The organism is Marinomonas posidonica (genome assembly GCF_043643765.1).
In the GTDB taxonomy this organism is placed as follows: Bacteria; Pseudomonadota; Gammaproteobacteria; order Pseudomonadales; family Marinomonadaceae; genus Marinomonas; species Marinomonas posidonica_A.
The window spans coordinates 39,560-62,266 of sequence record NZ_JBHZSP010000011.1; the positions used below are offsets into that span (position 1 = coordinate 39,560).

Genomic DNA, 22,707 nt, shown 5'->3' on the forward strand with positions numbered 1-22,707 from the left:
CGACGGCTGACGACTAACTTTGCAGCTTGATGCCCACTACGGTAATGTCTGCGCCATCCATTTGTCGAATGGTTAGGCGCAGCTTACCGAATCTCACTCGGTCACCCACCACAACTTGTCGCCCTAGCTGACGCTTTAATAAGTCCGCTGCGGTTTCTTGATCGTTTATGTCTTGACTGTCGACACCATAGGTTTGCGCCAATACTAATAAAGACGCATCACCATGAACCGAAAACTCTCCGAAAAAGTTTTGCATGAGGAATGACGCGGTGCCTTTTTGAGCAAAAGCAAAGGCGACATCATTCACATCATTTGGATGCAGCAACATCCAGACGCGATCGCCGGTCATTAATTCCGTTTCCGCCGTCACCACCATTGGATGTTGATTACGTACTAAAGCCACTAACTGAGGTGTGTCGACGCTCACACTTGGCACATTATGAATGATGGCCGCAGGGATACGAATGCCGTCCGCTTGCACTAGAAACTCATACAGTTCTAATGACGGATGAAACGCATCACTTTCGGTCAACGAAAAACGCGTGGTTGGTTGTGGAACAGGTGGCACCACGACTTTCAGCCATCGCGCCATCAACGGTACAGTAGAGCCCTGTAATAGCAGAGAAATCAACACCACAGTAAAGGTAATCTCGAACAATAAATTAGAGTTACTTAGCCCTGCAATGACCGGATACAATGCCAATACGATTGGCACCGCACCACGTAACCCTACCCAACTAATATAGAAACGTTCAGGCCAACGAAAATCAAATGGCAGTAGACATATTAGGATCGCCACAGGGCGAGCAATAAAAATGAGGAAAAGTGCAATCAATACCGCTTGCCAGCCATAAGCCAATAAATCCGACGGGGTAACCAGTAATCCTAGCAACAAAAACATACCAGCTTGAGCTAGCCAAGCCAGACCATCCATAGCCTGAGAAATGGAATCATGCTGTTTGATCTTACCATTCCCCAGTATCACACCCACTAAATAAACCGCTAAAAAGCCACTGCCGCCCAGCATATTGACGCCCGAAAAAATGGCCAGACCGCAGGAGACAATCAGCAGGGCATATAAACCTTCCACTAAGGGAATTCGCTGCAGCAACAGTAATGCGCAGCGACCACCTAACCAGCCCAAAAAGCCACCAATCGCAAACTGTAATCCGATCTGGCTAAGAAAACCCCACAAACTAACTTGTTCTGAAGACTGCAGTAAACCGGTTAGCATCACCACCAGCAGAATCGCCATCGGGTCGTTCGCACCCGATTCTATTTCTAATGTTCCACCAACACGCTCATTCAACCTGACGCCACTATTGCGTAACAAATTAAACACCGCGGCCGCATCGGTCGAACCGACAATGGCCCCCAGTAAAAGCCCATAAATTAAATCAACATTCAACAACCAAGCCGCAAAGGAACCCACCGCCGCCGTGGTCATCACCACACCTAGGGTCGCTAAAGACAAAGAAGGCCATAAAGCCACTCGGAAAGTACTGATCTTGGTACGCATACCACCATCAAGAAGAATGACAGCCAAGGCAAGATTACCAACAAAAAAGGCAAGATTTGGGTTGTCAAAGTCCAGTCGGCCTACCCCTTCTTCACCTGCTAGCATTCCCATTCCAAGGAACACAAGAAGCAAAGGCAGACCAACGCGAACAGTAACAGAGCTGGCGAGGATGCTGACTAGCAGCAGCGCCCCCGCAAGGAAGATAAATCCATTTGTATCGATGTTAATTTCAACCTAAGACGTTAAAGTTGACCTGTTAATGTCAGGTATTTTTCCATTAACTGCTCTTCCGTTTCCTTATAGTTCGGATCTAATGGAATACAGTCAACAGGACAGACTTGTTGACACTGCGGTTCATCAAAGTGACCAACACACTCAGTGCATTTTGACGGTTCAATGACGTATATTTCTTCCCCTTGAAAAATGGCCTCATTCGGACATTCAGGTTCGCATACATCACAGTTTATACAATCATCGGTAATAATAAGAGACATTCGTTCTCTCCAAAATCGCCATAGATTCTACAGCGTAATCAAACAAATCAGTTTTACAACGTTTGATAGTGTTCCTGAAGTACTCGTTTCACTTCAGGGTTTACAAACTGTCCGAAATCCCCATTTAGTGAAGCAATTTCTCGAACTAACGTAGAAGAAATATAAGAGTGCTTCTCTGAAGGCGTCAAGAAAATGCTTTCCACATCTGGCGCAATAACACGGTTCATGTTCGCCAATTGGAATTCATATTCAAAATCCGACACCGCACGCAAGCCACGAATAACGACTTGGCCATTTACTGAGCGAGTAAACTCAGTTAATAGATTATCGAAACCGAGTACTTCCACATTGGGTAAATGCCCAAGCACCTTTTTGGCCAATGAAATACGCAATTCATGGGACAAGGCCGGACGTTTCTTAGGGCTCGCCGCCACCGCAACTATTACTTTAGAGAATAGTTTTGAAGCGCGATCAACCAAATCCGTATGGCCGTTTGTAATAGGATCAAATGTCCCCGGATAAACCGCAATCGTACTCATAGCTTTCATCCAAAAAATTAACAAGGGAGCAGGAGCGAAGGCGGTTTTATCATATGTCGCCTATCTTCACTCCCATTTAGGGGTCGCATCATATAGGAATATGCCGATCTTCTCAATTCGGCACCTTCCTCCGCCTATTTATCCGCGTGATGCCCCACATCACTTACTTCTATCCGAAACCGTAAAACGCCAATGCTTGCTTCGAAAACGAAATCGCTAAGAAGATAAAGATAGGTGATAAGTCCAATCCTCCCAACGGCGGAATAACGCGCTGACAAGCACTATACAAAGGTGCAGTGATCTGAGCAACCAACATTGCCCCTGGGTGATTGGCACCTGGTGCCACCCAACTTAGGATCACCGAAATCAACATCGCCCAGAAATATAAGTCTAACAGGTGATACAACACCCCGACGACTGTGGCAATGAAGTATTGTATTGGCTGAGCGTTCACCCCGTGCATAAAATTAATTAACAACAGAGTAAGCAGCTGCACAATTAACGCCAACACCAAAGACGCTGTGTCGAGACGACCTATCGACGGTATAATCTTACGCAATGGAATGATAAATGGACTGGTCGCTTTTACCACGCCCTGACTAATCGGGTTATAAAAGTCAGCTCGAGTAAGCTGCAGCACCAGGCGCAGCAGTACAATGAATAAATACAAGTTACCAATGACTTGTATTAGCATCACAAATGGGTTTGATTGCATTGCCATTTTCCTTAGTTAAATGTTGTCTAGGCAGAAAAGTCTTTCGCCATAACCTTTGAACGATCCATACAAGCTGTCATCGCATCGGCCACTACTTGATCAATATTAGACGCTTCAAACGACAATAACGCTTGTTCTGTAGTGCCATTTGGCGAGGTAATATTTTGCCTCAACTGAGCGATGGGTTCATCAATTTCTACCACCATACGCGCCGCCCCTAACATAGCATGACTGGCTAGCTTGCGACTGCTCTCTTCGTCTAAACCTTGCTGTTTAGCCGCTTTCATCATAGCTTCCACAAAACGATAGAAGTAAGCTGGAGCACTACCCGATAACGCCGTCACCGTATGCATCTGAGTTTCATCGTCCACCCAGACTGAGTCACCAATACTGGCGAACAATTCTGTCACCCAATCTTTTTGAACTTGAGTAGTTTTGCCATTGGCGATTAAACCTGTCATACCTGCACCAATTTGCGAAGGCGTGTTCGGCATGCTTCGAACCACGGCAACTGGACTATTCAGCCAATGAGACAAGGCAGCTATTTCAACCCCTGCGGCCACGGAGATGTACAACTGATCTTGACGAACCTGTGGGGCAAACGCCTCAATCACAGATTGCATCTGAGCAGGCTTTACACATAGCACCACCACATCTGCTTGCTGAACAGCTTGTTGGTTATCGGCTAACATGGTGATGCCATATTCGTCAGCATAGTGGTCTCGTTTATCCGCTGTTCGCGACGTTCCTATAATGCGGTTGGCTGGATAACCACTCGCTAATAATCCACTAAAAATGGATCTTGCCATATTTCCAACGCCGATAAAGGCAATACTTGGTGTCATTTTGTATCCTAAAATTGTCTATTTAATCGTTGTAAACGTTCATCAAAAATCGACTCACCGGTCTTATTGAGCATAATCCCGCGCGCCAAAAATCGCCGTACCTACGCGAACCATGGTGCTTCCAGACGAAATCGCGGCGGGCAAATCCCCCGACATACCAATGGATAATGTGTCTATCATGCTATCGGATTCGGATAATTCAAGAAACGCTTGTTGTAAAGGTTGATAAACCTGACATTGAGTGGCAAAACTTTGTTGGGGGGCCGGAATCGCCATCAAGCCTCGTAACTGAAGATTCGGCAAACTTTGAACCAATGCGACCATCGCTGGCAACTGCTCTAATAAAATCCCCGATTTACTTTCTTCACCACTGATGTTGACCTGAATACAGACCTGCAATGTTGGCATATTGTCAGGTCTTTGCTCGCTTAAGCGACGCGCAATTTTTTCGCGATCAATGGAATGCACCCAATCCATGGATTCTGCGATTTGACGAGTCTTATTTGATTGAATTGGCCCAATAAAATGCCACTCTATGTCCGTGAGTTCAGATAACGCATGATATTTATCAAACGCTTCTTGAACATAGTTTTCGCCGAACGCCCTTTGCCCAGATTGATAGGCGGCTTGAATATCAGCGAGAGGTTTGGTTTTACTTACAGCCAATATCCGCACACTGGCTTGATCGCGGCCTGCGTCTATTGCCAATTGCTCAACTTGCTGCCTCACCTGAAAAAGATTTTCGGTGACCTGATCGGCATGAGAGAGGTTTGTGTCGATTGTCATGCTGGTGCCTCTTACTATCTGAATCAAGTGAGTGAATAAAACACTTTATTCACTCACCGAGTAGAAACACATGATAACACTAATGAAAAATCACTTATAAAGAATAAAATTCGCTGCTGGTATCGTACAAAGCACCATGAAATTCAATCTGATAGCCTGACATATTTTTCAAGGAATTAGCAGCAAAGTGCGCCGCCTGATATAAAGTTTCTAAACTTGAATGCTCAGGATAAAAAGCAATACCAATAGAAACACCTGATTCAATCAGACTGTTACTGGCATACTTTTCCTGCTGCATGGATTCTAAAAGTTTGCTCGCAACCACTTCCGCATCGGCTAAATTCTGAATGCGAATTCCCATCACCAACTCACGTTCATCATAGTGTGCAATCAAATCATTCTCACGCACCGCTTCACGGATCAATTCCGCCAACACTCTTAGTTCTTCGTCATCGACTTTCTTCTTGGAAAGCAATTGAATGGAAAACATAGCCGCCCGCTGAAAATGGCGACGAGAGTCTTTCAGCACAATGCCAAAACTGTTTTCAAAACTAAAACGACGCAACAAGCCCGTAACAGGGTCTCTATGGTTGTCTTCCAACAACTGATAATTCGCTTTTTCACGAATAAAGACCGCATCCAACCAAGAGCAATAAGCCTCCAATGCCGTTTCCATCAGATCACTTTCTAGCTGCTGATGGTGCTTTTGGAAAGCAAGCATGATGTATATCGCCCCCTGCTCATCAGAGTTACTGACCATAGAGACATCAGAGAAATCATGGGTATTTAGGAAAGCTTGCCAAGACTGCCAGTTCGCCGCATTGTGAATGTCTGAATCATGACGTTTTTGACAGGAAGGGGCCGCCGCAAATGAAATCAACGCCTGAGGAATATCCACTAACATGCCTTTTGAGTTCAAAAGACTCTCGCTCACCAAATCGGAATACTGAAGTCGCCACTGCAAACAGTCTTTGTCACACACCAAAAACAAACAATAAGACTGCGACAACTGCGACTTTATTTTTTCACGAAATCGGTTAAGCAAGGAGCTTAAAGGTGCTCCTTTCGAGATGATTTGCATCATCTGGGACATATCACTGTACAAATTCTTAATAAAGTCGCGCTCTTTTTCCAAAAAAGACACACGAGAGCGCAACGCTTGCTGCTCATCCAACAGTGATTTTGAAGATTCAATAGACATAAAACATTACAACCAGTAGCAAATCCTTGTTTAGCTAGATTAACCACCTAAGACAAAAAGTAAAGAATTTGTATAGATAAGTTGGGTAAAAACCCAACTTATCCTGAAAATTCATTACGAAAGCTGATAAATTCGCTGCCCAGATATGTAAGTCGCCATCACTTGTCCGATAAACTCGTCTTCGAAATAAGGTGAATTATGACCTTTTGTTTTGCGGTTTTCGTATGCCCAGTGCCATCTCGAAGTACTGTCAAACAATATAAAGTCGGCAAAACTACCAACGGCCAAGGAGCCTGCTTCCAAACCAAAGCAAGCCGCAGGACCTGACGTTAAACAGGTAAGTAGTGTTGAGAAATCCAAATCGCCTTCGTCTAATAATGTCATGGCCAACGGCAATAGAATCTCGACGTTTGCCATACCCGGTTCAGTGGCAGCAAAAGGCGCTATTTTCGCCATTTTTTCATGTGGCTGGTGATCAGAGCATATAGCCGAAATTACGCCTTGTTTGATGCCTTCGATTAGGGTTAGACGATCCCCCTCACCACGCAATGGCGGTAATACATGGAAACGCCCATCAAATTGATTTAACACATCGTCACTCAGCAGCACGTTATGCAAAGCCACATCAGCCGTGACATCCAGCCCAGCGGCTTTCGCATCCGCCAACATTTCGACAGATTTTGCGCAAGACAGACGAGCAAAATGCGCTCGTACACCCGTTTTCTCTACGAGTAATAAATCTCGCATAAGGGCAACGGTTTCCGCCGTATCTGGAATACCCGCTAATCCATGCATAGTGGAATACAAACCTTCATGGGCGCAACCGCCATCTGACAGGCTTTTATCTTCTGGGTGAAATACCACTAAAAGATCGTGCGTCGCCGCGTATTCCAATGCTCGTGACAAGACTTTGGCACTTTTCATTTCGTGACGACCATTCGATACCGCCACACAGCCAGCTTCCGTTAACGCCACCATGTTACTAAGTTGTTCCCCTTCCAAACCTTGGGTTAAGGCTCCGATAGGAAACACATTGGCCATGCCTGCTTCATCTGCTTTATCTTGAATCAATGCCGCTACCGCTGGCGTATCAACAATCGGCTTAGTATCAGGAGGACACACTAAGGTTGTCACACCACCCGAAACAGCCGCACGTCCTTCGCTTGCGATGCTGCCTTTTTGCGTTTGACCTGGTTCACGCAATGACACTGCCAAATCCACTAAACCTGGTAGCACCCATTTGCCTGTGGCATCCACCACTTCTGCGTCTTCAAAACCAGCTGGCGCTTCACCAATCGCCACGATTTTTTGATCTTCAACAAACAGATCTACAACGGCATCAAGGTTTTGACTCGGGTCGATCAAACGACCATTTTGAACTCGTAATTTCATACTACTTCTCACCCTCGCTGCCTTGATCCGTTTCAGCTTTCTGTAATTGCCCACTCATTGCCATAGACATCACCGCCATGCGTACGGCAATACCATTCGTCACCTGGTTCAAAATCACAGAATGATCACCATCGGCCACCTCTGAAGAAATTTCGACACCGCGGTTAATTGGCCCTGGGTGCATTACAATGGCATCAGGTTTCGCCCAAGATAAGGACTCTTCCGTCAAACCGTATAAACGGTAAAACTCACTTTCACTTGGCAATAACGCACCTTTCATCCGTTCTTTTTGCAGCCTCAGCATGACCACAACGTCAACGTCTTTCAAACCTGCCTCTAAGTCATGACAGATTTTCGCCCCCATTTCAAAAAAGAAACTGGGTACTAATGTTTTAGGGCCGACCAAGCGTACTTCGTCTACCCCTAATGTGGTCAGAGCCTGCAACTGAGAGCGAGCCACTCGGGAATGTAAGATGTCGCCAACGATCGCGACTTTGAGGCCTTCAAACTGTCCCTTATGACGACGTATGGTTAACATGTCGAGCATGGCTTGAGTTGGATGAGCATGACGACCGTCACCAGCATTGATAATGGCGACATTGGGCGTGCAATGTTCGGCAATAAAATGTGCCGCGCCACTGTCCGAGTGACGAACCACAAACATGTCGCTCTGCATGGCTTGCAAGTTTTGCAACGTATCCAGCAAAGACTCCCCTTTTGAGGTGGCAGACGTTTCAATATTGAGGTTAATCACATCAGCCGATAGGCGTTTTGCAGCCAACTCGAAAGTAGTCCGGGTACGTGTGGAGTTTTCAAAAAACAGATTGACCACGGTTCTCCCTCGCAAAAGAGGGACTTTCTTAACCGATTGCTCTCCCATGGTTAGGAAAGAATCGGCCCGATCCAAGATCTCTGTCAGAATCGTTTTATCCAGACCGTCCAAAGTTAAAAAATGTTTTAACTGGCCGTCATCGTTTAGTTGTAATGCCCGTGGTTCGGATCGCATCATGGTTTGCTTTCCTCAAGCTACAAAGGCGCAGATCGCCTTTCTCTTTGAAACAAAATAGGTCGATAAGAAAATGCCCGGTACAGCTAACTGTGACCGGGCATTAAGAACATCAAGTAACAAGCCCACCTATTTTTCGATGGAACTCAGTGCGACTCATTACTTTTTCATAAAACTTATCCATAGGCGTAATTGTCGTACTTGTTCAACAAAAAATAAAGGCTTGAAAACAGATTAATCCGTCTCAATCACAGAAACCGCAAGCGGTTTAGGCCCAGTTAACTTAACCCTTTGATCAGGATTAAGCGTCAAACGCTCTCCAACGATATCGGCCGCGATTGGCAACTCGTGCTGACCAAGATCGTATAAAATCGCTAAGGTGATGCTGGCAGGGCGACCGAAATCAAAAATTTCGTTCATCGCTGCACGAATGGTTCGGCCAGACATCAACACATCATCCACCAAAATAACGTGACGATCTTCAATCGCAGGCAATAATGTCTGGTTCACCTTAGGGTTTAATCCAGCTTTGGTAAAATCGTCTCGATAAAACGTAATGTCCAGCGTCGCTAATGGATCCTTAGTTGGCGCAGCAGACATCAGTTGCTCCGCTACCCACACCCCACCAGTGTGAATTCCAACCACAATCGCATCTTCAATTTGCTTAGCCTGACAGTAATCTACTAACTGCTGCTTCATTGAGGCCAAAGAAGGCTCTAAATCTAATGTCATGTTGTTATTAACCTGTTTTGAAACTCTAATCTGTCATCACACACCGTTTACTGACAAGGCGGATCTTAATACTGCTCAGCAAACCATGTTTCCAAAATCATCTGTGCCGCCAACCCATCGACTGAATTGTCTTTAAAGTTCCGATTGCCACCACGTGCAATTACTTGTCCTTTTGCTTCATAAGAGGACAACCGCTCATCCATCATATGGTATGGCAGGTTAAATCGTCCATGTAATCGTTTGGCGAATTTTCGTGCTCGCAGACACATTTCATTTTCCTGCCCATCCATGTCAAGCGGTAGCCCAACCACGATGGCATTAGGTTGCCATTCTGCAAACACTTTTTCAATTTCATCCCAATTAGGAATACCGTCACGGGCCTTAATCGGCTCTAAAGGTTGAGCCGTTCCCGTTATACTTTGCCCAATTGCCAAGCCGATTCGAGTCGTGCCAAAATCAAAACCCAATACGGATTGCGTCGTATTGGGTTTTGTTGTGTTGTTGTCAGGTGACGCACTTGCTGTCATTAACCATGTCCTATGTCCGGTGAAAGTCTCGCCATATCAATGCCCAAGACTTGAGTCGCTGCTGTAAACTGCAGCTCACTTGGTGTGTGGAATAATACGTCTAAATCCGCCTCACATACCAGCCAATCATTGTTAGCAATTTCCATTTCCAACTGCCCATCGTCCCACCCGGCACAACCCAGAGTGACACGAAATGCACTGGGGCCCTGACCTTTTGCGATGTCCTCTAAAGCCTGCAAAGACGCAGACAAAGAGACTTCAGACGTCACCGGAAGTGTATTACTCCATTGTTTATCCGCAGTATGCAGAATAAAACCACGCTCAGCCTCAACTGGGCCGCCAGTATAAATGGTTTCAGTGAGCAAGCCTGGTTGCTCTATTGGCATGCTTAAATGATCTGCCAATTCACTGAAATCAATATTAGATGGGCGATTAATAATTATCCCCATCGCACCTGCAGGGGTATGTTCACAAAGATAGATCACAGTATGTTCGAAATGCGGGTCATCGAGGTGTGGCATTGAAATTAAAAAATGGTTTTTAAAAGAATCAAATACAGTCATAACAAGAGCCCTCTTTATCAAATAAAAAACGCAATTACTGGATTAAAAACACGGTGCCAGCCTGGCAGAAGATATACATGTAGAAGAGCAAAGAAGGCGACCAAATCAACAAAGCCGCCAATGTCAGTATAGGACAAACTGAGAATTTACCTAGCCAATCCTCACAATTTATTACGGAATCACTTCAAAACTGTCCATTCAGTTAGTAAACTAGAGATTCACTAAATCATCAATGATTAAATCCGCTTTTACGGAATAGGTTCACAAAAATGCCACTCAACTTACTCAATGCAAGACACCTAACAACGACTTCTGTCGTGGCGGCTGTCTGTCCAAAAGCACTGAGTCTGTCTCATTGGGCACAGCATTTTCAGGCAGAAACCGTGGATTTACGCTACTTTTTCCATAGTGGTTGGTCTTCCTAGACTAATATTGGCTCGTTTTATTTATCCATCTACGCCTTATCAAAAGGGCGTATATCAAATCGACCAACACACACTTTTATGCGTAAAAAGGGCACTATGATGACATTACAAGCCATTGACTATACAAGCAAAACGGCTCAAGAAGACTTTGTTAAATCCCTTCACGAAACAGGGTTTGGCGTCTTAAAAAACCACCCTATTCAGCAATCGTTAGTCAGTGCCATCTATCAAGAATGGCAGCACTTTTTCGACGGTGAAGACAAACAGAATTACCTTTACCATAAAGGCACTCAAGACGGTTTTTTCCCAGCTGATATCTCTGAGACAGCCAAAGGTCATACAAAAAAAGACATTAAAGAGTACTTCCATTACTACCCTTGGGGGCAATGCCCTGTTGAGCAAAAAGCCTTACTGGCACAATATTATTCGGAAGCGAATGAGCTAGCAGCGGAACTACTGGGTTGGGTAGAAGCTCATACACCAACGGATGTTGCACAACACTACTCTCAGTCCCTATCCAGTATGGTCGAAGACAGTGATCAAACGTTATTGCGTGTATTGCATTATCCACCACTAAAGGGTGATGAGGAGCTAGGAGCGATTCGCGCTGGCGCACACGAGGACATCAACTTATTGACTATCCTACCGTCCGCCAATGAACCTGGCTTACAAGTCAAAGCCAAAGATGGCTCTTGGATGGACGTGCCTTGTGATTTTGGCACCTTGATCATCAACATTGGCGACATGCTACAAGAAGCCTCGGGCGGTTACTTCCCTTCGACGTCGCACCGAGTCGTGAACCCTGAGGGCGCAGACAAAACCAAGTCACGTATTTCTCTACCGCTGTTTTTGCACCCAAAACCAGAAGTGGTCTTGTCAGACCGTTATACCGCCAAAAGCTATTTGCATGAGCGTTTGGTCGAATTAGGCGTCATTTAAGTCTCTATGGCCTGTCTTAATACAGCAGGCCATTTTTCTTTTTAAGCTTCAAAAAAAGATGCAAAATTTGCGCATCTTGCAGGTTATTTCAGCTAAATACCTTTAATTTGTTTGCAATGCCCATAACAAGTTCCTAATCATTCTTTATTAGGTATCACATTATGAGCACATCTCTTACTATTCAATTTGTTTCAGACATCATGTGCCCTTGGTGCGTCGTCGGTTTGGGGAATTTAAACAAAGCCCTTGATCAATTAGATGACTCTGTCACTGTCGATTTAACGTTTCAGCCTTTTGAGTTAAACCCCAACATGCCAGCGGAAGGGCAAGGTTTTCGTGAACACATCATCGAAAAGTATGGCATAAGCGAACAAGAGTCCGATCAAAACCGCGCCATGATTCAATCCCGTGGTAAGGAGGTCGACTTTGACTTCAACTTTACCGATGACAGCCGTATGCGAAACTCCTTTGATGCGCATCGACTTCTGCATTGGGCGGCCACTCAAGATAAGCAGGCTGAATTAAAGGCATCCTTGTTCAAAGCTCACTTTACTCATAACCAAGACGTCAGTGACTATTCGGTGCTAGCCAACCTAGCCGCCAGTGTGGATTTAGATTTAGCCGAAGCAAAAGCCATATTAGAAGGTCAGCATTATGCTGATGAGGTTCGAGAACAAGAAGCATTTTGGCAACAAAATGGCATCAGTTCCGTTCCGACCGTCATCATCAATAATAAATATGCGATTTCAGGCGGACAGCCAGCGGAAGTCTTTAAAAGCGCGCTGGAAGAGATCATGGCCAAAGAAGCCGAATAACGTCTTCAGTCATTTTTCAAGCGTCACAATAAACATAAGGTTGGTTTGATGATGTCAGAGAATCAACCTTTCGACTTTAACCTGATTTTTTGACGAATGCGGCTCAAAGCTACTGGTGTAATGCCTAAATAAGAAGCAATTTGTTGCTGTGGAATGCTATCTTTCAAATCGGGGTAATCCACACAAAAGTCCAAATAACGACGTTCTGCAGAATGCTCAACAAACGCACTTTCCCGTGCGTCTTTAGTCAGAAAAATTTGCTCCATGAAACGACTGTAATAGGTCAAAAAACCTAAGTCCTGATGCATCTGAGCATAAAAATCTTGCCAATCGTAAGAGCTAATCACGCAATCCTGTAAAGCCTGAATGCCAAACAAGGTAGCAGAATTTTCCACCATGGCACGAGTGGAGCCTATGATTTTTGGTGCTCGAACGAAGGTCTTTGTGAACTCTTTGCCCTCTGAGGAAATATTCACGTAACGAACCAGCCCCTTATGAAGAAAGAAAAGGCGCTGAGCATACTCTCCTTGGCGAAACAAAAAATCACCTTTCGCTACGGCATGAAAACTCATCGACAAAGACAGTTTTTGCCAATCAATATCGTAACCCTGCTCTGCAAAGTGGTGTTGAAATTCAATTTCTAATTGCGCCTTGTCCATGCTGTTTCCACTATTATTTCAACTAGATGCATTAAATAGAGTTTAATTTTCTACAACAGGTTTGATTCTAGTTTGCTGATCGATCAAATACAAAGCCACCAGCAAGCACACCAATCCTAATGCAAACCCCATATTGAACAACAATAACCACTGCCATGACGACAAGGCTAGATACAGCGCGACCCAAACAGGAATGGTATAGGAAGCCGCTAAAATACGGTTAGCACCCACAGAACGAACCAAGGTTTGTTGCAACATAAAGGTAAAAAGCGTGGTAAACACGGTCAAATACAAACCGTTCAACCAAAACCCAAAACTATCCCAAGCCACGTTGGATAAGTCTCCCCACATCAAGGCGATAGGCAACAACCACAGAGAGCCAAACAGCATGATCAAAAAGGCCCCTTCAAACGCCCCAACGGATTGCCCCCATTTTTGTACTGACACCACATGAAAGGCCAATAAAACAGAGGCTCCAAGAAAGATATAATCCCCCTTATGCCAGACAAAAGGCCCATTACCTTGAGTCGCCAGTAACACTAAAACAGCCCCTAAAGAACCCAGCACAAAGCCAGACACTTTAAGTAACGAAGCTGACTCGCCTAACCAAAATTTAGCAATCAACATCCCGATCAGTGGCACTAAGGTATAGAGTACAGACGTATGCAAAGGCGTAGTAGACTCTAAAGCGGCAAACAAACCGATAAAAAAACCGACTAAGGCACCGCTGATCAAAGCGTATTGCCAAACCTTTTTTCCAGAAAAAAGCGCTCTAAGCTGGGCAAGCTGTTTTCCTTCACTGGTCGATCTTGTTAGCTGTATTTTGATAAACCAAATGCCCGTCATCAGCAACAAGGCCAACACGAAACGAAAGAATGCCGTGGCAATGGGACTGGCATAGGCCACCATATTGCCAGACACCACAAAAGACGACGCCATTAATAAAGCCCATACAAATAATGAGATAAGAGGATTCATAACACACTTCCTTGTTTCGCTTATGATTGTTGAGCAGTATGACGGCTCGATAATTCTGCCAATTTGGGGGCAATAAATCGGTCAAATAAATGCTCCGCAATGACCATTTCCACATGCACATGAAACACTTCAGCCAACAAGGAATGTAAAGCTGGCGCTGAGTCGATCAGATTTTCCTGTTCGATGCCATGTTGACGGGTAAAAAACACATGATTACGTATGCCTGAGGTTTGATTGACGTCTTTAATACTCGCCACCAAATTGTTTACGAACACCGCTTTAGGGTACTTAGACGAGAAAAAATTCCCCATCATGCAGTCTGCATCTGTGTATTCGGCTAGATCGAAACGATACAAGGTATAAAAATTATCCGATCTTTGAATCTGCAAATCATATTCCCCACCTCGTAGCACAATACGATAATTCTCATGACCAATTTGTTGCTCCAAATCTGATTGCAACAACAAAGGTGCAATAGGACAGTCCGCACCAAAGCCGACATCAAGGAGATACCTCTTACCATCAATATTAACCAGCGTAACGCGATGTGTACGAGGCCGATCCACTTCTTGCTCATTTAATACTCGAGCCATCACCAAACGAACGGAATAACCAAGGCTTTTCAATAATTCAAACGCCAACTTATTGTGTTCAAAGCAATACCCCCCCAAGCCATGCAGCACAATTTTTTCATAGACATTGGTTAGATCAAGAGACACCTCTTCACCAAGCAATACCGCCAAACTATTAAAACTGTACTTAGCGATATGCGCTGCCTGCAATTGCTCTACAAATGCCAGTGATAATTCATCAGGCATTGTTAGTTTGAGATCTGTTAAATAAGCGTGTAAATCAGACATTCGTATTTTCCTCTGTGTTTCACTATAGCCAGCAGAGTACACTGAAATACCGTTAGAAGAATTAACCTAGGTTAAGTGGTATAAAAAAGAGTGGTAGTGGACACCAGAATCATAATAATGGCTGGCATTTTAGCAAAAAGACGACGTTTCATACTCTCGAATGCATATTGAAAGGGCTCTAAGTACATGTTTACCAAACCCTTTTCATCAAAACGGGTGTTAGTCCCAAACACCAGTTTTTGCTGCCAATTGGCCTGTTTCCAAGAGCCGAACACTCTGTCCCAAAGCGCTAGTACCACACCAAAATTACAATCATAATCGTCTATCGCAGAAGAGTGATGACGCTGGTGTTGCGCTGGTGAAATCAACCATTTTTCCCAGCGTCCGTAACTCAATACCACATGAGAATGACGCAGATTAGCGCCCAACACATTAAATATAAAAGTAAAGATGGAAACGCCCCATACTGTGTACAAGGACACTTGCCCAGGGAATAAACTCACAAAGAAAGTAACACAGATGGCTTGAACCACAACGGAACGCAAAAAGAAAAGAACCCCTTCTACAGGGTGAGTACGAAACACCGTAATAGGCGTCAGCACTTTTGCACTGTGATGCACTCGATGAAATGCCCACAAAATAGGCCATTTGTGCAGCATACGATGCAGGTAGAATCGACTGAAGTCATCCAGCAAGAAATAACACAAGGTGAACAAGGCGATCACATAAGCAGTCGGCAAACTGAGTTCGGCAGAATATGGAAACCAATTCTGACTCTGATAATACAACCAAGTTGTCAGCAGAACGCTACTGGGCAATCGTGGTGACAGCAATGCCATAACAAAACGATTGATGAAGAAAATAACGTAATCGTGACGGGCAGATCTGTGCCACCACACGCTAGGAGAAAAGAGTTGGATAAGCTGCGATTTCAACTTACCAGGATAACGCCAAGCGTAAAAAACACCAGCGATCATAAAAGCCGATAACAGATACCAGATCGACACTCGCTTCTGCACACTTTGCAAATCCGCAAGCGTTTGTTGCAACACACTGAGCAACCACTCAAAATACGTCATAAACACTCAACACAAAGCCAAAACAAAATATGAGAAGGCACGTGGCCTTCTCATATTATACGCTCTGCTATTAATCGTTTTCAGCACTTACGCCTGTGTTCAGGTTTTCCATTAAGTCTGAAATACCAGCCGTACGATCATTCAGCTTGGCTTTCAAAGCAAACTTCTCAGCCAAATGCACTTGCAGTTTTAGCATATTCAACTTGTACTCATTCATCGAAATGCTCTTTGCTTGAATGAATGCACCGTCAGCGCCGACGGCAACCACTTGTGAATCACCAAACAATACTGGGCTGAAACCAGTCAAACGATTCAACTGAACTTGCGTTTCACCCAATTCACGGCCCGCCGCTTGCAAAGACAAAGTAAAGCCTTTCAATTCACCCCAATGCTTCACATAGTTGCGGTAAGGCTTGGCGATGTCGCCATTGGATTTTTCCGCTTTTTGCAGGGTTTCAATGTCTTTGTAGACACTGCCAGCATATTTGAACGCCGCTTCAGCAATAACTTTCTGCCAGTTATCCGCAATCACCTTAGCATAAGCCTGTAGCTTTTGACGCTCAGCTGTTGACAGTTTTTCACCTTGCGCGTCTTGGATCAATTTACGACCATCGTAAAAAGCCTTCATGATGGTATAGAAGTATTGCGTACCACCTGAAGCATCGACACTCGCAGCGTAATAGGCATGAGCAAATGCCATTTCAGATTTAAGATCAACCACACCATCTTTATTATAATCCGCCTTAGCAAACGCGTCTGGCTTCATTTTTGTAATATCAACGATTTCTTGGGGCGTTAAGTTTAAAGCATGGATAGGCGCACCGAAGTAACCAAAGGCTTCATCCCAAACATGCTCTTTACCTGTGTAGGCCACACCGTCTTTGTAGGCTTTATCATTAGGATGCACATCGGCACCTAACTTTTCATCTAGATAATGGTTTACCGCTTTATTGTAGAAAACCGCGCCCATTGAAAATTTGGAAATCAATTGGATGTAGTCGTAGCCATTAACGGGATCAAACCCGCCTTTGGTTTTCGCCGCTTGCGCAATCATGCTGTTCAGTACTTCAGCCGCCGTCATATTTCCTGGCCAGCCTGTTACGACACCTTTGTAAGCACTGGTTGCCAAGTCTTTACCGGAAGAAAGTTCATCAATTTCGCTTTGCTTGATCGCAAAGCCTGGCTTAGAAACGGGATCAATAATATCGCGACCCGCAGCGGTACCAGAAAAGTATAGGTTTAATTCATCAAGCAAAGCTTGATTGTTGTTACCATTGCCTTGCTTGCTCAATACTTTGATTGAATTGTGCAATGCATGGCGCGCAATTTGTCCGCCATATGACACTGAGCTTGTTTTATCGCCCTGATAGTCCTTTAAAGTAATGCCAAATTCATAGGTTGGTTCTGCTGCCTGTGTGGCCCCCGCCATACTTAACATCAGCAAAGATAAAACCCATTTATTTTTCATATTGAACCTCTAGCCATACTCGCGTTGAGTATTTTGTTATTTTAAAAAATGCAAAAAAATCGCAAGAATGAACAAAGATACTATTGATTCTTATTTTCTCTTAATGAAAAAAATCTATTGGTTTATAAAAATTGTTTATAACTAGATATAATCAAAATGGTATAGAAGTCTAAGGAAAGAACTGAACATTAAGATTAACAACGCCAATCTAGAGTTTGGGAAGGTTGCTCACCAAACAATTGCTTGTAATCTTTGGCGAATTGACTCAGATGCCAAAAGCCCCATTGCGCGGCAATTTGGCCAACATTGATAGTATTCGATGTTCCATCAAAACTGGCTTTAACCAGATCACGTCGCACACCGTTTAAACGAGTAAAACGTAAATACTGAATCGGACTCACCCCAAGAATGCTCTCAAAACTGTACTGTAAAGTACGACGACTTACACTGACTACTTCACAAAGTTGCGTCACCGTTACTGGCGCATCCACATGTTGATCCAAAAAGCTGCGAGCGCAATCCACAACTTTTTTACGATGATAATAGCTTTGCGTCTTCGCAGGTTGTGGCGTTTCCACTTTAAGCACTTCCAATATCGCCATCAGAACGATGTCTTTTTGCAAACGCGACGGGGTTTCATTCTGCTCTACTGATAACAAACGATGCAGCAGAAAACGCACTTCTTCCAAGGTTTTATCTGGCACGCCAAGACGACCGTGCTCGGTCAGTTCTTTCCAGTTCAAATCCAAACCGTGAATATCAGCAAGCTTCAAGAGATTTTTCTGATCGACGACTAGGCCAAATAGATCGTAGTCCTCTGGTGTTGAAAGCTGAAATTCACAGTTACCTGGGCGACACATAATAGTATCCGGCCGAATGGTTAAACCATTAATTCGGCTTGCAGGCTGCTCTTCCAACGGAATCCCCAACCACACGGAATCAGGCCACACAACGCACTTTTGCTGTAATGCTTGGCTGGTGTGTTCACGAAATACCTGCAAACCATCAAAAGGCAGTTCAACAATACTGCCATAAAAACTGCCGCGGCTGGTTTGATCGTACTCTTGCTGCCAATTGGTTAGGTTGCTGGCATGCAAATCAGCATCATGAGCTTCGGAAATCTGCACCTCTCCGACCCAAGTTGGTGCATTTTGATTTACATTCAACATAATTATCTTACCTATCCAACCCTTTGGAAATTATAAATCTATGATTTATAAGGATTTTTAAAATTTGCCATTATTCGATAACGCCTGTTCGGCAATTTTCATAAAGTAGATAGCAGCAAAACCTGTGCCTTTTTACACCTCATCATAGAAAGCACAGTTTACTGTTTCACTTTATGAGTCACCCCATTTAAAGAGCTAATACATGAGCGCAAACCGCACCACACCGCAATTTCGTCATATTCTAGGAGAGCGAACTTTTACCTTCGCAGACCTTGCAGACCTTATGGCCAAAGCAACCCCTGCGCGTTCTGGTGATCGTTTAGCTGGCGTGGCCGCAGAAACCGCAGAACAGCGCGCCGTCGCTCAAATGACCTTGGCCGATGTGCCTCTCTCACTGTTTCTTGAGCAACCACTGATTCCCTACGAAGACGATGAAATTACGCGTTTGATTATAGACGAGCATGACAAAACTGCCTTCGCGCCTATTTCACACCTCACCGTGGGCGGCTTTCGTGATTGGCTGTTAAGTGACTTGGCCAGTCCAGAGAGGCTGCATTCCATTCGCGCGGGCGTGACGCCTGAAATGGCCGCTGCAGTCAGTAAGATCATGCGCAACCAAGATCTCATCTTAGTTGCGAAGAAGTGCCATGTGCGTACGGCATTTCGTAATACCATAGGTTTGCCCGGCCATTTGTCTACACGCCTACAGCCCAACCACCCAACCGACGATTTAACCGGCATCGCTGCCAGCATGTTAGACGGTTTATTGTACGCCAATGGTGACGCTGTGATTGGCATTAACCCAGCAACAGACAATGTTCAACAAGCCACTCGACTGATCAAGATGATGGATGAAGTGATCCAACATTACGAGATTCCAACACAATCCTGCGTGCTGACTCACGTGACTAATACCATTGAATGCATTGAACAAGGGGCGCCAGTGGATCTGGTGTTTCAATCTATTGGCGGTACGCAAGCAACCAATGACAGTTTCGGTTTCAACCTCGCGACCCTCGCCGAAGCTCAAGACGCCGCTTTATCTTTGAAGCGCGGCACAGTTGGCAACAATGTGATGTATTTTGAAACCGGTCAAGGCAGCGCCTTGTCCGCTAATGCTCATCACGGTTTGGATCAACAGACCTGCGAAGTACGCGCCTACGCTGTGGCACGTAAATTTGACCCATTGTTGGTTAACACTGTAGTGGGATTTATCGGTCCAGAATATTTATACGATGGCAAAGAAATCACTCGCGCCGGTCTAGAAGACCATTTTTGTGGAAAATTGCTTGGTCTGCCAATGGGCTGTGATGTTTGTTACACCAACCATGCCGAAGCCGACCAGAATGACATGGACAACTTGCTGACCTTATTGGGCGTCGCTGGCTGCACTTTTATTATGGGCATCCCCGGCTCTGACGACATCATGCTCAACTATCAAACCACTTCTTTCCATGATGCGCTGTACGCCAGACGTGCTCTCGGTCTTAAACCCGCTCCAGAATTTGATGCTTGGTTGGCGAAGATGGAAATTTTCAAAAACAACGAACAATTCACCTTAAATTCGCAGTTGCCTTCGGCCTTTCAACCCTCTTTGCAGCGTTTAATTGGAGGTCTGTAATGTCGCAAGACAAACCGACTCAACAAGATGCCGTAACAGAAAACAGCTGGCAAAAACTGAAAGCCTTTACCGATGCTCGTGTTGGCCTTGGCCGTTCAGGGGTGAGTACACCGACACAGCATCTACTGGCCTTTCAGTTAGCTCATGCGCAAGCCATTGATGCCGTGCACACACAACTGGACACTCAACAACTTGCACAACAGATTATGGCTCAGGATTGGGCCCCAAACTGTGCCCCCCTATTTTTGCACAGCCGCGCGACGGATCGCGCCACTTATTTACAGCGCCCAGATTTTGGTCGTCGCTTAGATCAAGCGTCGGCAGACAATTTGGATCAGCACGCACAAAATACTGAAACTGAATACGACTTAGCGATTGCCGTCGTAGACGGACTGTCCTCTCTCGCCGTCGAGCAAAATACCATGCCCTTTTTAGAGGCTTTGTTTGGCTATTTGTCTGAAGACAACCCGTTGAATCAACAGGCTTGGTCAGTCGCTCCTATTTGTTTCGTACAGCAAGGTCGAGTAGCCATTGGCGACGATATTTGCGAAAGGCTCAATGCCAAATGTGTGTTAGTGCTGATTGGTGAGCGTCCGGGATTAAGCTCTCCCGATAGCTTAGGACTGTATTTAACTTGGGGTGCAAAAGTGGGCTACACAGACGCTTACCGCAACTGCATTTCCAATATTCGTCCAGCAGGCTTGATGTACCCAGAAGCAGCGCGTAAGGCATTTTACTTATTGAATGAAGCACGAACACTGGAGCTATCTGGCGTGAAACTAAAAGACAGGTCAGATGATGATTTGCTTGAGCACGATACACAAACCACAGAGAACTTTTTAATTTCGTAACTCAAGGTTTAACAATTCTACTGGTGAAGCCAGTGGTGGTTTGTCAGTGACAAGCCGAAAAATCACGGATTGAAATAATAAATAAACGGCGTGTTAAGACGCTGATTAAATAACGACTTCGGTCATTAAAAGCTAACAACTCCCACAAAAAGGAACAAAACTATGGCTACAGAAACCCCAACCCTGGAATCCTTGCAAGCGTCTCTCGATGCTCAGCAAGCGATTTTTAACATGCACCAAGCCATGAACGTAGAAGTTTTCTACTGGTGGTGTACCGCTATCATGGTGATGATTCACGCAGGCTTCCTAGCCTACGAAATGGGGGCATCACGTAGTAAGAACGCCCTTGCCGCAGGGGTGAAAAACATTCTTGCGCTGGCCGTTATCATCCCCACTTTCTACCTGTTCGGCTGGTGGATCTACAATGCTTTCCCTGGTGGTTTGATGCCAGTAGAAGCCTCTTCTGCTTTGCCTTGGTCACAAAGTATGGGTCCTGATGTACAAGACATGGGTACAGGTATTTTCTGGGCGGCTTTCGCATTGTTCGGTGCGACCACAGGTTCCATCATGTCTGGTGCGGTTATCGAGCGTATTCGTGTCAGCGCATTCCTGATCCTAACGGTTATTTTGGGTAGCGGCGTATGGATTCTTGCTGGCGCTTGGGGCTGGCACCCAGATGGCTGGATGCTGACAGAAATGGGTTACCATGATGTGGGCGCATCTGGAGTAGTACACGCTATTGCTGGTTTCTTCACGTTAGGTGTGCTGATCAATCTAGGGCCTCGTGTGGGCAAGTTCATCAATGGTGTTCCGCAGCAAATCCGTGCACACAACCTACCCATGACCTTGATCGGTTTGATGATGATCATCTTTGGTTTCTTCGGTTTCCTAGGCGGTTGTATTATCTTCAACGGCGGCGACACTGGCTGGACAACCATCTACAACAACCCAACTAATCTGTCTGCTTTCGCTTTCAACACGCTAATGGGCTTTGCGGGTGGTGTAATCGGTTGTTACATCGCGACTCGCGACCCTTTCTGGACCATGTCTGGTGGTCTAGTCGGTATCATTTCCATCGCCGCAGGCCTTGATCTATACGATCCAGGTTTGGCCTTCATCATCGCGACTTGCGTCAGCTTCATTGCGGTTGGTGCTGCGAAACTGCTTGAGAAAAAAGGCATTGACGATGCTGTTGGCGCGGTTGCCGTTCACGGTGTAACCGGTGTGGTAGCGGTTATTCTAGTCGGTGTTTTCGCAGGTGGCACACCAAACGTAGGTGGCAACCCAGCAATCAGCCTTTACGGTCAAACGGTTTGTGCCATCGTCATGGCGGTTCTTGGTTTTGTGCCTGGCTACGCTGTTTCTTACTTATTGAAGAAATTCAACATGCTACGCGTACCAGAAAACGTGGAAGTATTGGGTCTAGACGAGGTCGAAATCTTGGCTCACCCTTACCCAGAAACCGTACCAGCTAAAAGCGGTACAACAACGAATGTCGGCGATCTAGAAGCGAAAGGAGCTTAA

24 protein-coding genes are annotated in these 22,707 nt (G+C 45.1%); 6 read left to right on the plus strand and 18 right to left on the minus strand.

Going from position 1 to position 22,707, the window contains the following annotated elements; translation table 11 throughout:
* Positions 1–13: 13 nt before the first annotated feature.
* The 12 genes from ACHUFM_RS13220 to ACHUFM_RS13275 all read right to left on the minus strand — a co-directional run bounded on the left by ACHUFM_RS13220 (position 14) and on the right by ACHUFM_RS13275 (position 10,319).
* Positions 14–1,747, minus strand: coding sequence for a potassium/proton antiporter (locus ACHUFM_RS13220; RefSeq protein WP_394182835.1), 1,734 nt, complete (start codon positions 1,745–1,747; stop codon positions 14–16).
* Between the two features lie 14 nt (positions 1,748–1,761).
* Positions 1,762–2,013, minus strand: a complete 252-nt coding sequence (locus ACHUFM_RS13225; protein WP_394182690.1) for a YfhL family 4Fe-4S dicluster ferredoxin — start codon at positions 2,011–2,013, stop codon at positions 1,762–1,764.
* A 53-nt stretch (positions 2,014–2,066) separates the two neighbouring features.
* Positions 2,067–2,552 carry a pantetheine-phosphate adenylyltransferase gene (coaD, locus tag ACHUFM_RS13230; protein WP_013797555.1) on the minus strand — a complete coding sequence of 162 codons (486 nt, stop codon included), beginning with the start codon at positions 2,550–2,552 and terminating at the stop codon, positions 2,067–2,069.
* Between the two features lie 169 nt (positions 2,553–2,721).
* Positions 2,722–3,267: a YggT family protein gene (locus ACHUFM_RS13235; protein ID WP_394182691.1), complete on the minus strand. Its 546-nt coding sequence runs from the start codon at positions 3,265–3,267 to the stop codon at positions 2,722–2,724.
* A 26-nt stretch (positions 3,268–3,293) separates the two neighbouring features.
* Positions 3,294–4,112 carry a pyrroline-5-carboxylate reductase gene (gene proC, locus ACHUFM_RS13240; RefSeq protein WP_394182692.1) on the minus strand — a complete coding sequence of 273 codons (819 nt, stop codon included), beginning with the start codon at positions 4,110–4,112 and terminating at the stop codon, positions 3,294–3,296.
* 63 nt (positions 4,113–4,175) lie between these two features.
* On the minus strand, positions 4,176–4,898 hold the full coding sequence (locus ACHUFM_RS13245) for a YggS family pyridoxal phosphate-dependent enzyme (protein WP_394182693.1): 723 nt from the start codon (positions 4,896–4,898) through the stop codon (positions 4,176–4,178).
* A 94-nt stretch (positions 4,899–4,992) separates the two neighbouring features.
* Positions 4,993–6,099, minus strand: a complete 1,107-nt coding sequence (locus ACHUFM_RS13250) for a GGDEF domain-containing protein (protein ID WP_394182694.1) — start codon at positions 6,097–6,099, stop codon at positions 4,993–4,995.
* A gap of 114 nt (positions 6,100–6,213) precedes the next feature.
* On the minus strand, positions 6,214–7,491 hold the full coding sequence (locus ACHUFM_RS13255) for a dihydroorotase (RefSeq protein ID WP_394182695.1): 1,278 nt from the start codon (positions 7,489–7,491) through the stop codon (positions 6,214–6,216).
* 1 nt (position 7,492) lies between these two features.
* Positions 7,493–8,500 (minus strand): aspartate carbamoyltransferase catalytic subunit, encoded by a 1,008-nt coding sequence (locus tag ACHUFM_RS13260; RefSeq protein ID WP_394182696.1) that lies wholly within the window; start codon positions 8,498–8,500, stop codon positions 7,493–7,495.
* A 231-nt stretch (positions 8,501–8,731) separates the two neighbouring features.
* On the minus strand, positions 8,732–9,229 hold the full coding sequence (pyrR, locus tag ACHUFM_RS13265; RefSeq protein ID WP_113872841.1) for a bifunctional pyr operon transcriptional regulator/uracil phosphoribosyltransferase PyrR: 498 nt from the start codon (positions 9,227–9,229) through the stop codon (positions 8,732–8,734).
* A 65-nt stretch (positions 9,230–9,294) separates the two neighbouring features.
* Complete coding sequence (ruvX, locus tag ACHUFM_RS13270; protein ID WP_394182697.1) at positions 9,295–9,756, minus strand: Holliday junction resolvase RuvX; 462 nt, start codon at positions 9,754–9,756, stop codon at positions 9,295–9,297.
* Entirely contained in the window at positions 9,756–10,319 is a 564-nt protein-coding gene (locus tag ACHUFM_RS13275; protein WP_394182698.1) for a YqgE/AlgH family protein, read from the minus strand. The genes ruvX and ACHUFM_RS13275 overlap by 1 nt, the downstream gene beginning before the upstream one ends.
* Before the next feature lie 269 nt (positions 10,320–10,588).
* On the opposite strand from ACHUFM_RS13275, the gene ACHUFM_RS13280 reads away from it, so the two are divergent.
* From ACHUFM_RS13280 to ACHUFM_RS13290, 3 genes are all read left to right on the plus strand, one after another.
* Complete coding sequence (locus ACHUFM_RS13280; RefSeq protein WP_181799768.1) at positions 10,589–10,744, plus strand: hypothetical protein; 156 nt, start codon at positions 10,589–10,591, stop codon at positions 10,742–10,744.
* 99 nt (positions 10,745–10,843) lie between these two features.
* A complete protein-coding gene (locus ACHUFM_RS13285; RefSeq protein WP_394182837.1) occupies positions 10,844–11,683 on the plus strand; it encodes a 2OG-Fe(II) oxygenase family protein in 840 nt (279 codons plus the stop codon).
* A 161-nt stretch (positions 11,684–11,844) separates the two neighbouring features.
* A complete protein-coding gene (locus ACHUFM_RS13290; RefSeq protein WP_394182699.1) occupies positions 11,845–12,498 on the plus strand; it encodes a DsbA family oxidoreductase in 654 nt (217 codons plus the stop codon).
* A 62-nt stretch (positions 12,499–12,560) separates the two neighbouring features.
* Here ACHUFM_RS13290 and ACHUFM_RS13295 read toward each other — a convergent pair whose 3' ends face one another.
* From ACHUFM_RS13295 to ACHUFM_RS13320, 6 genes are all read right to left on the minus strand, one after another.
* A complete protein-coding gene (locus tag ACHUFM_RS13295; RefSeq protein WP_394182700.1) occupies positions 12,561–13,157 on the minus strand; it encodes a Crp/Fnr family transcriptional regulator in 597 nt (198 codons plus the stop codon).
* A 42-nt stretch (positions 13,158–13,199) separates the two neighbouring features.
* A complete protein-coding gene (locus ACHUFM_RS13300) occupies positions 13,200–14,135 on the minus strand; it encodes a DMT family transporter (protein WP_394182701.1) in 936 nt (311 codons plus the stop codon).
* 20 nt (positions 14,136–14,155) lie between these two features.
* A complete protein-coding gene (locus tag ACHUFM_RS13305) occupies positions 14,156–14,995 on the minus strand; it encodes an arylamine N-acetyltransferase family protein (RefSeq protein ID WP_394182702.1) in 840 nt (279 codons plus the stop codon).
* Positions 14,996–15,066: 71 nt separating this feature from the next.
* Entirely contained in the window at positions 15,067–16,074 is a 1,008-nt protein-coding gene (locus tag ACHUFM_RS13310) for a sterol desaturase family protein (protein WP_394182703.1), read from the minus strand.
* A gap of 70 nt (positions 16,075–16,144) precedes the next feature.
* On the minus strand, positions 16,145–17,542 hold the full coding sequence (locus ACHUFM_RS13315) for a DUF4856 domain-containing protein (protein WP_394182704.1): 1,398 nt from the start codon (positions 17,540–17,542) through the stop codon (positions 16,145–16,147).
* A 194-nt stretch (positions 17,543–17,736) separates the two neighbouring features.
* Positions 17,737–18,711, minus strand: coding sequence for a helix-turn-helix domain-containing protein (locus ACHUFM_RS13320; protein ID WP_394182705.1), 975 nt, complete (start codon positions 18,709–18,711; stop codon positions 17,737–17,739).
* 202 nt (positions 18,712–18,913) lie between these two features.
* On the opposite strand from ACHUFM_RS13320, the gene ACHUFM_RS13325 reads away from it, so the two are divergent.
* From ACHUFM_RS13325 to ACHUFM_RS13335, 3 genes are all read left to right on the plus strand, one after another.
* Positions 18,914–20,332, plus strand: a complete 1,419-nt coding sequence (locus ACHUFM_RS13325) for an ethanolamine ammonia-lyase subunit EutB (protein WP_394182706.1) — start codon at positions 18,914–18,916, stop codon at positions 20,330–20,332.
* The gene (eutC, locus tag ACHUFM_RS13330; protein WP_394182707.1) at positions 20,332–21,183 is read left to right on the plus strand and encodes an ethanolamine ammonia-lyase subunit EutC; all 852 of its coding nucleotides are present in this window, start codon (positions 20,332–20,334) and stop codon (positions 21,181–21,183) included. Before ACHUFM_RS13325 ends, eutC begins: the two co-directional genes overlap by 1 nt.
* A 162-nt stretch (positions 21,184–21,345) precedes the next feature.
* Positions 21,346–22,707, plus strand: coding sequence for an ammonium transporter (locus tag ACHUFM_RS13335; protein ID WP_113872857.1), 1,362 nt, complete (start codon positions 21,346–21,348; stop codon positions 22,705–22,707).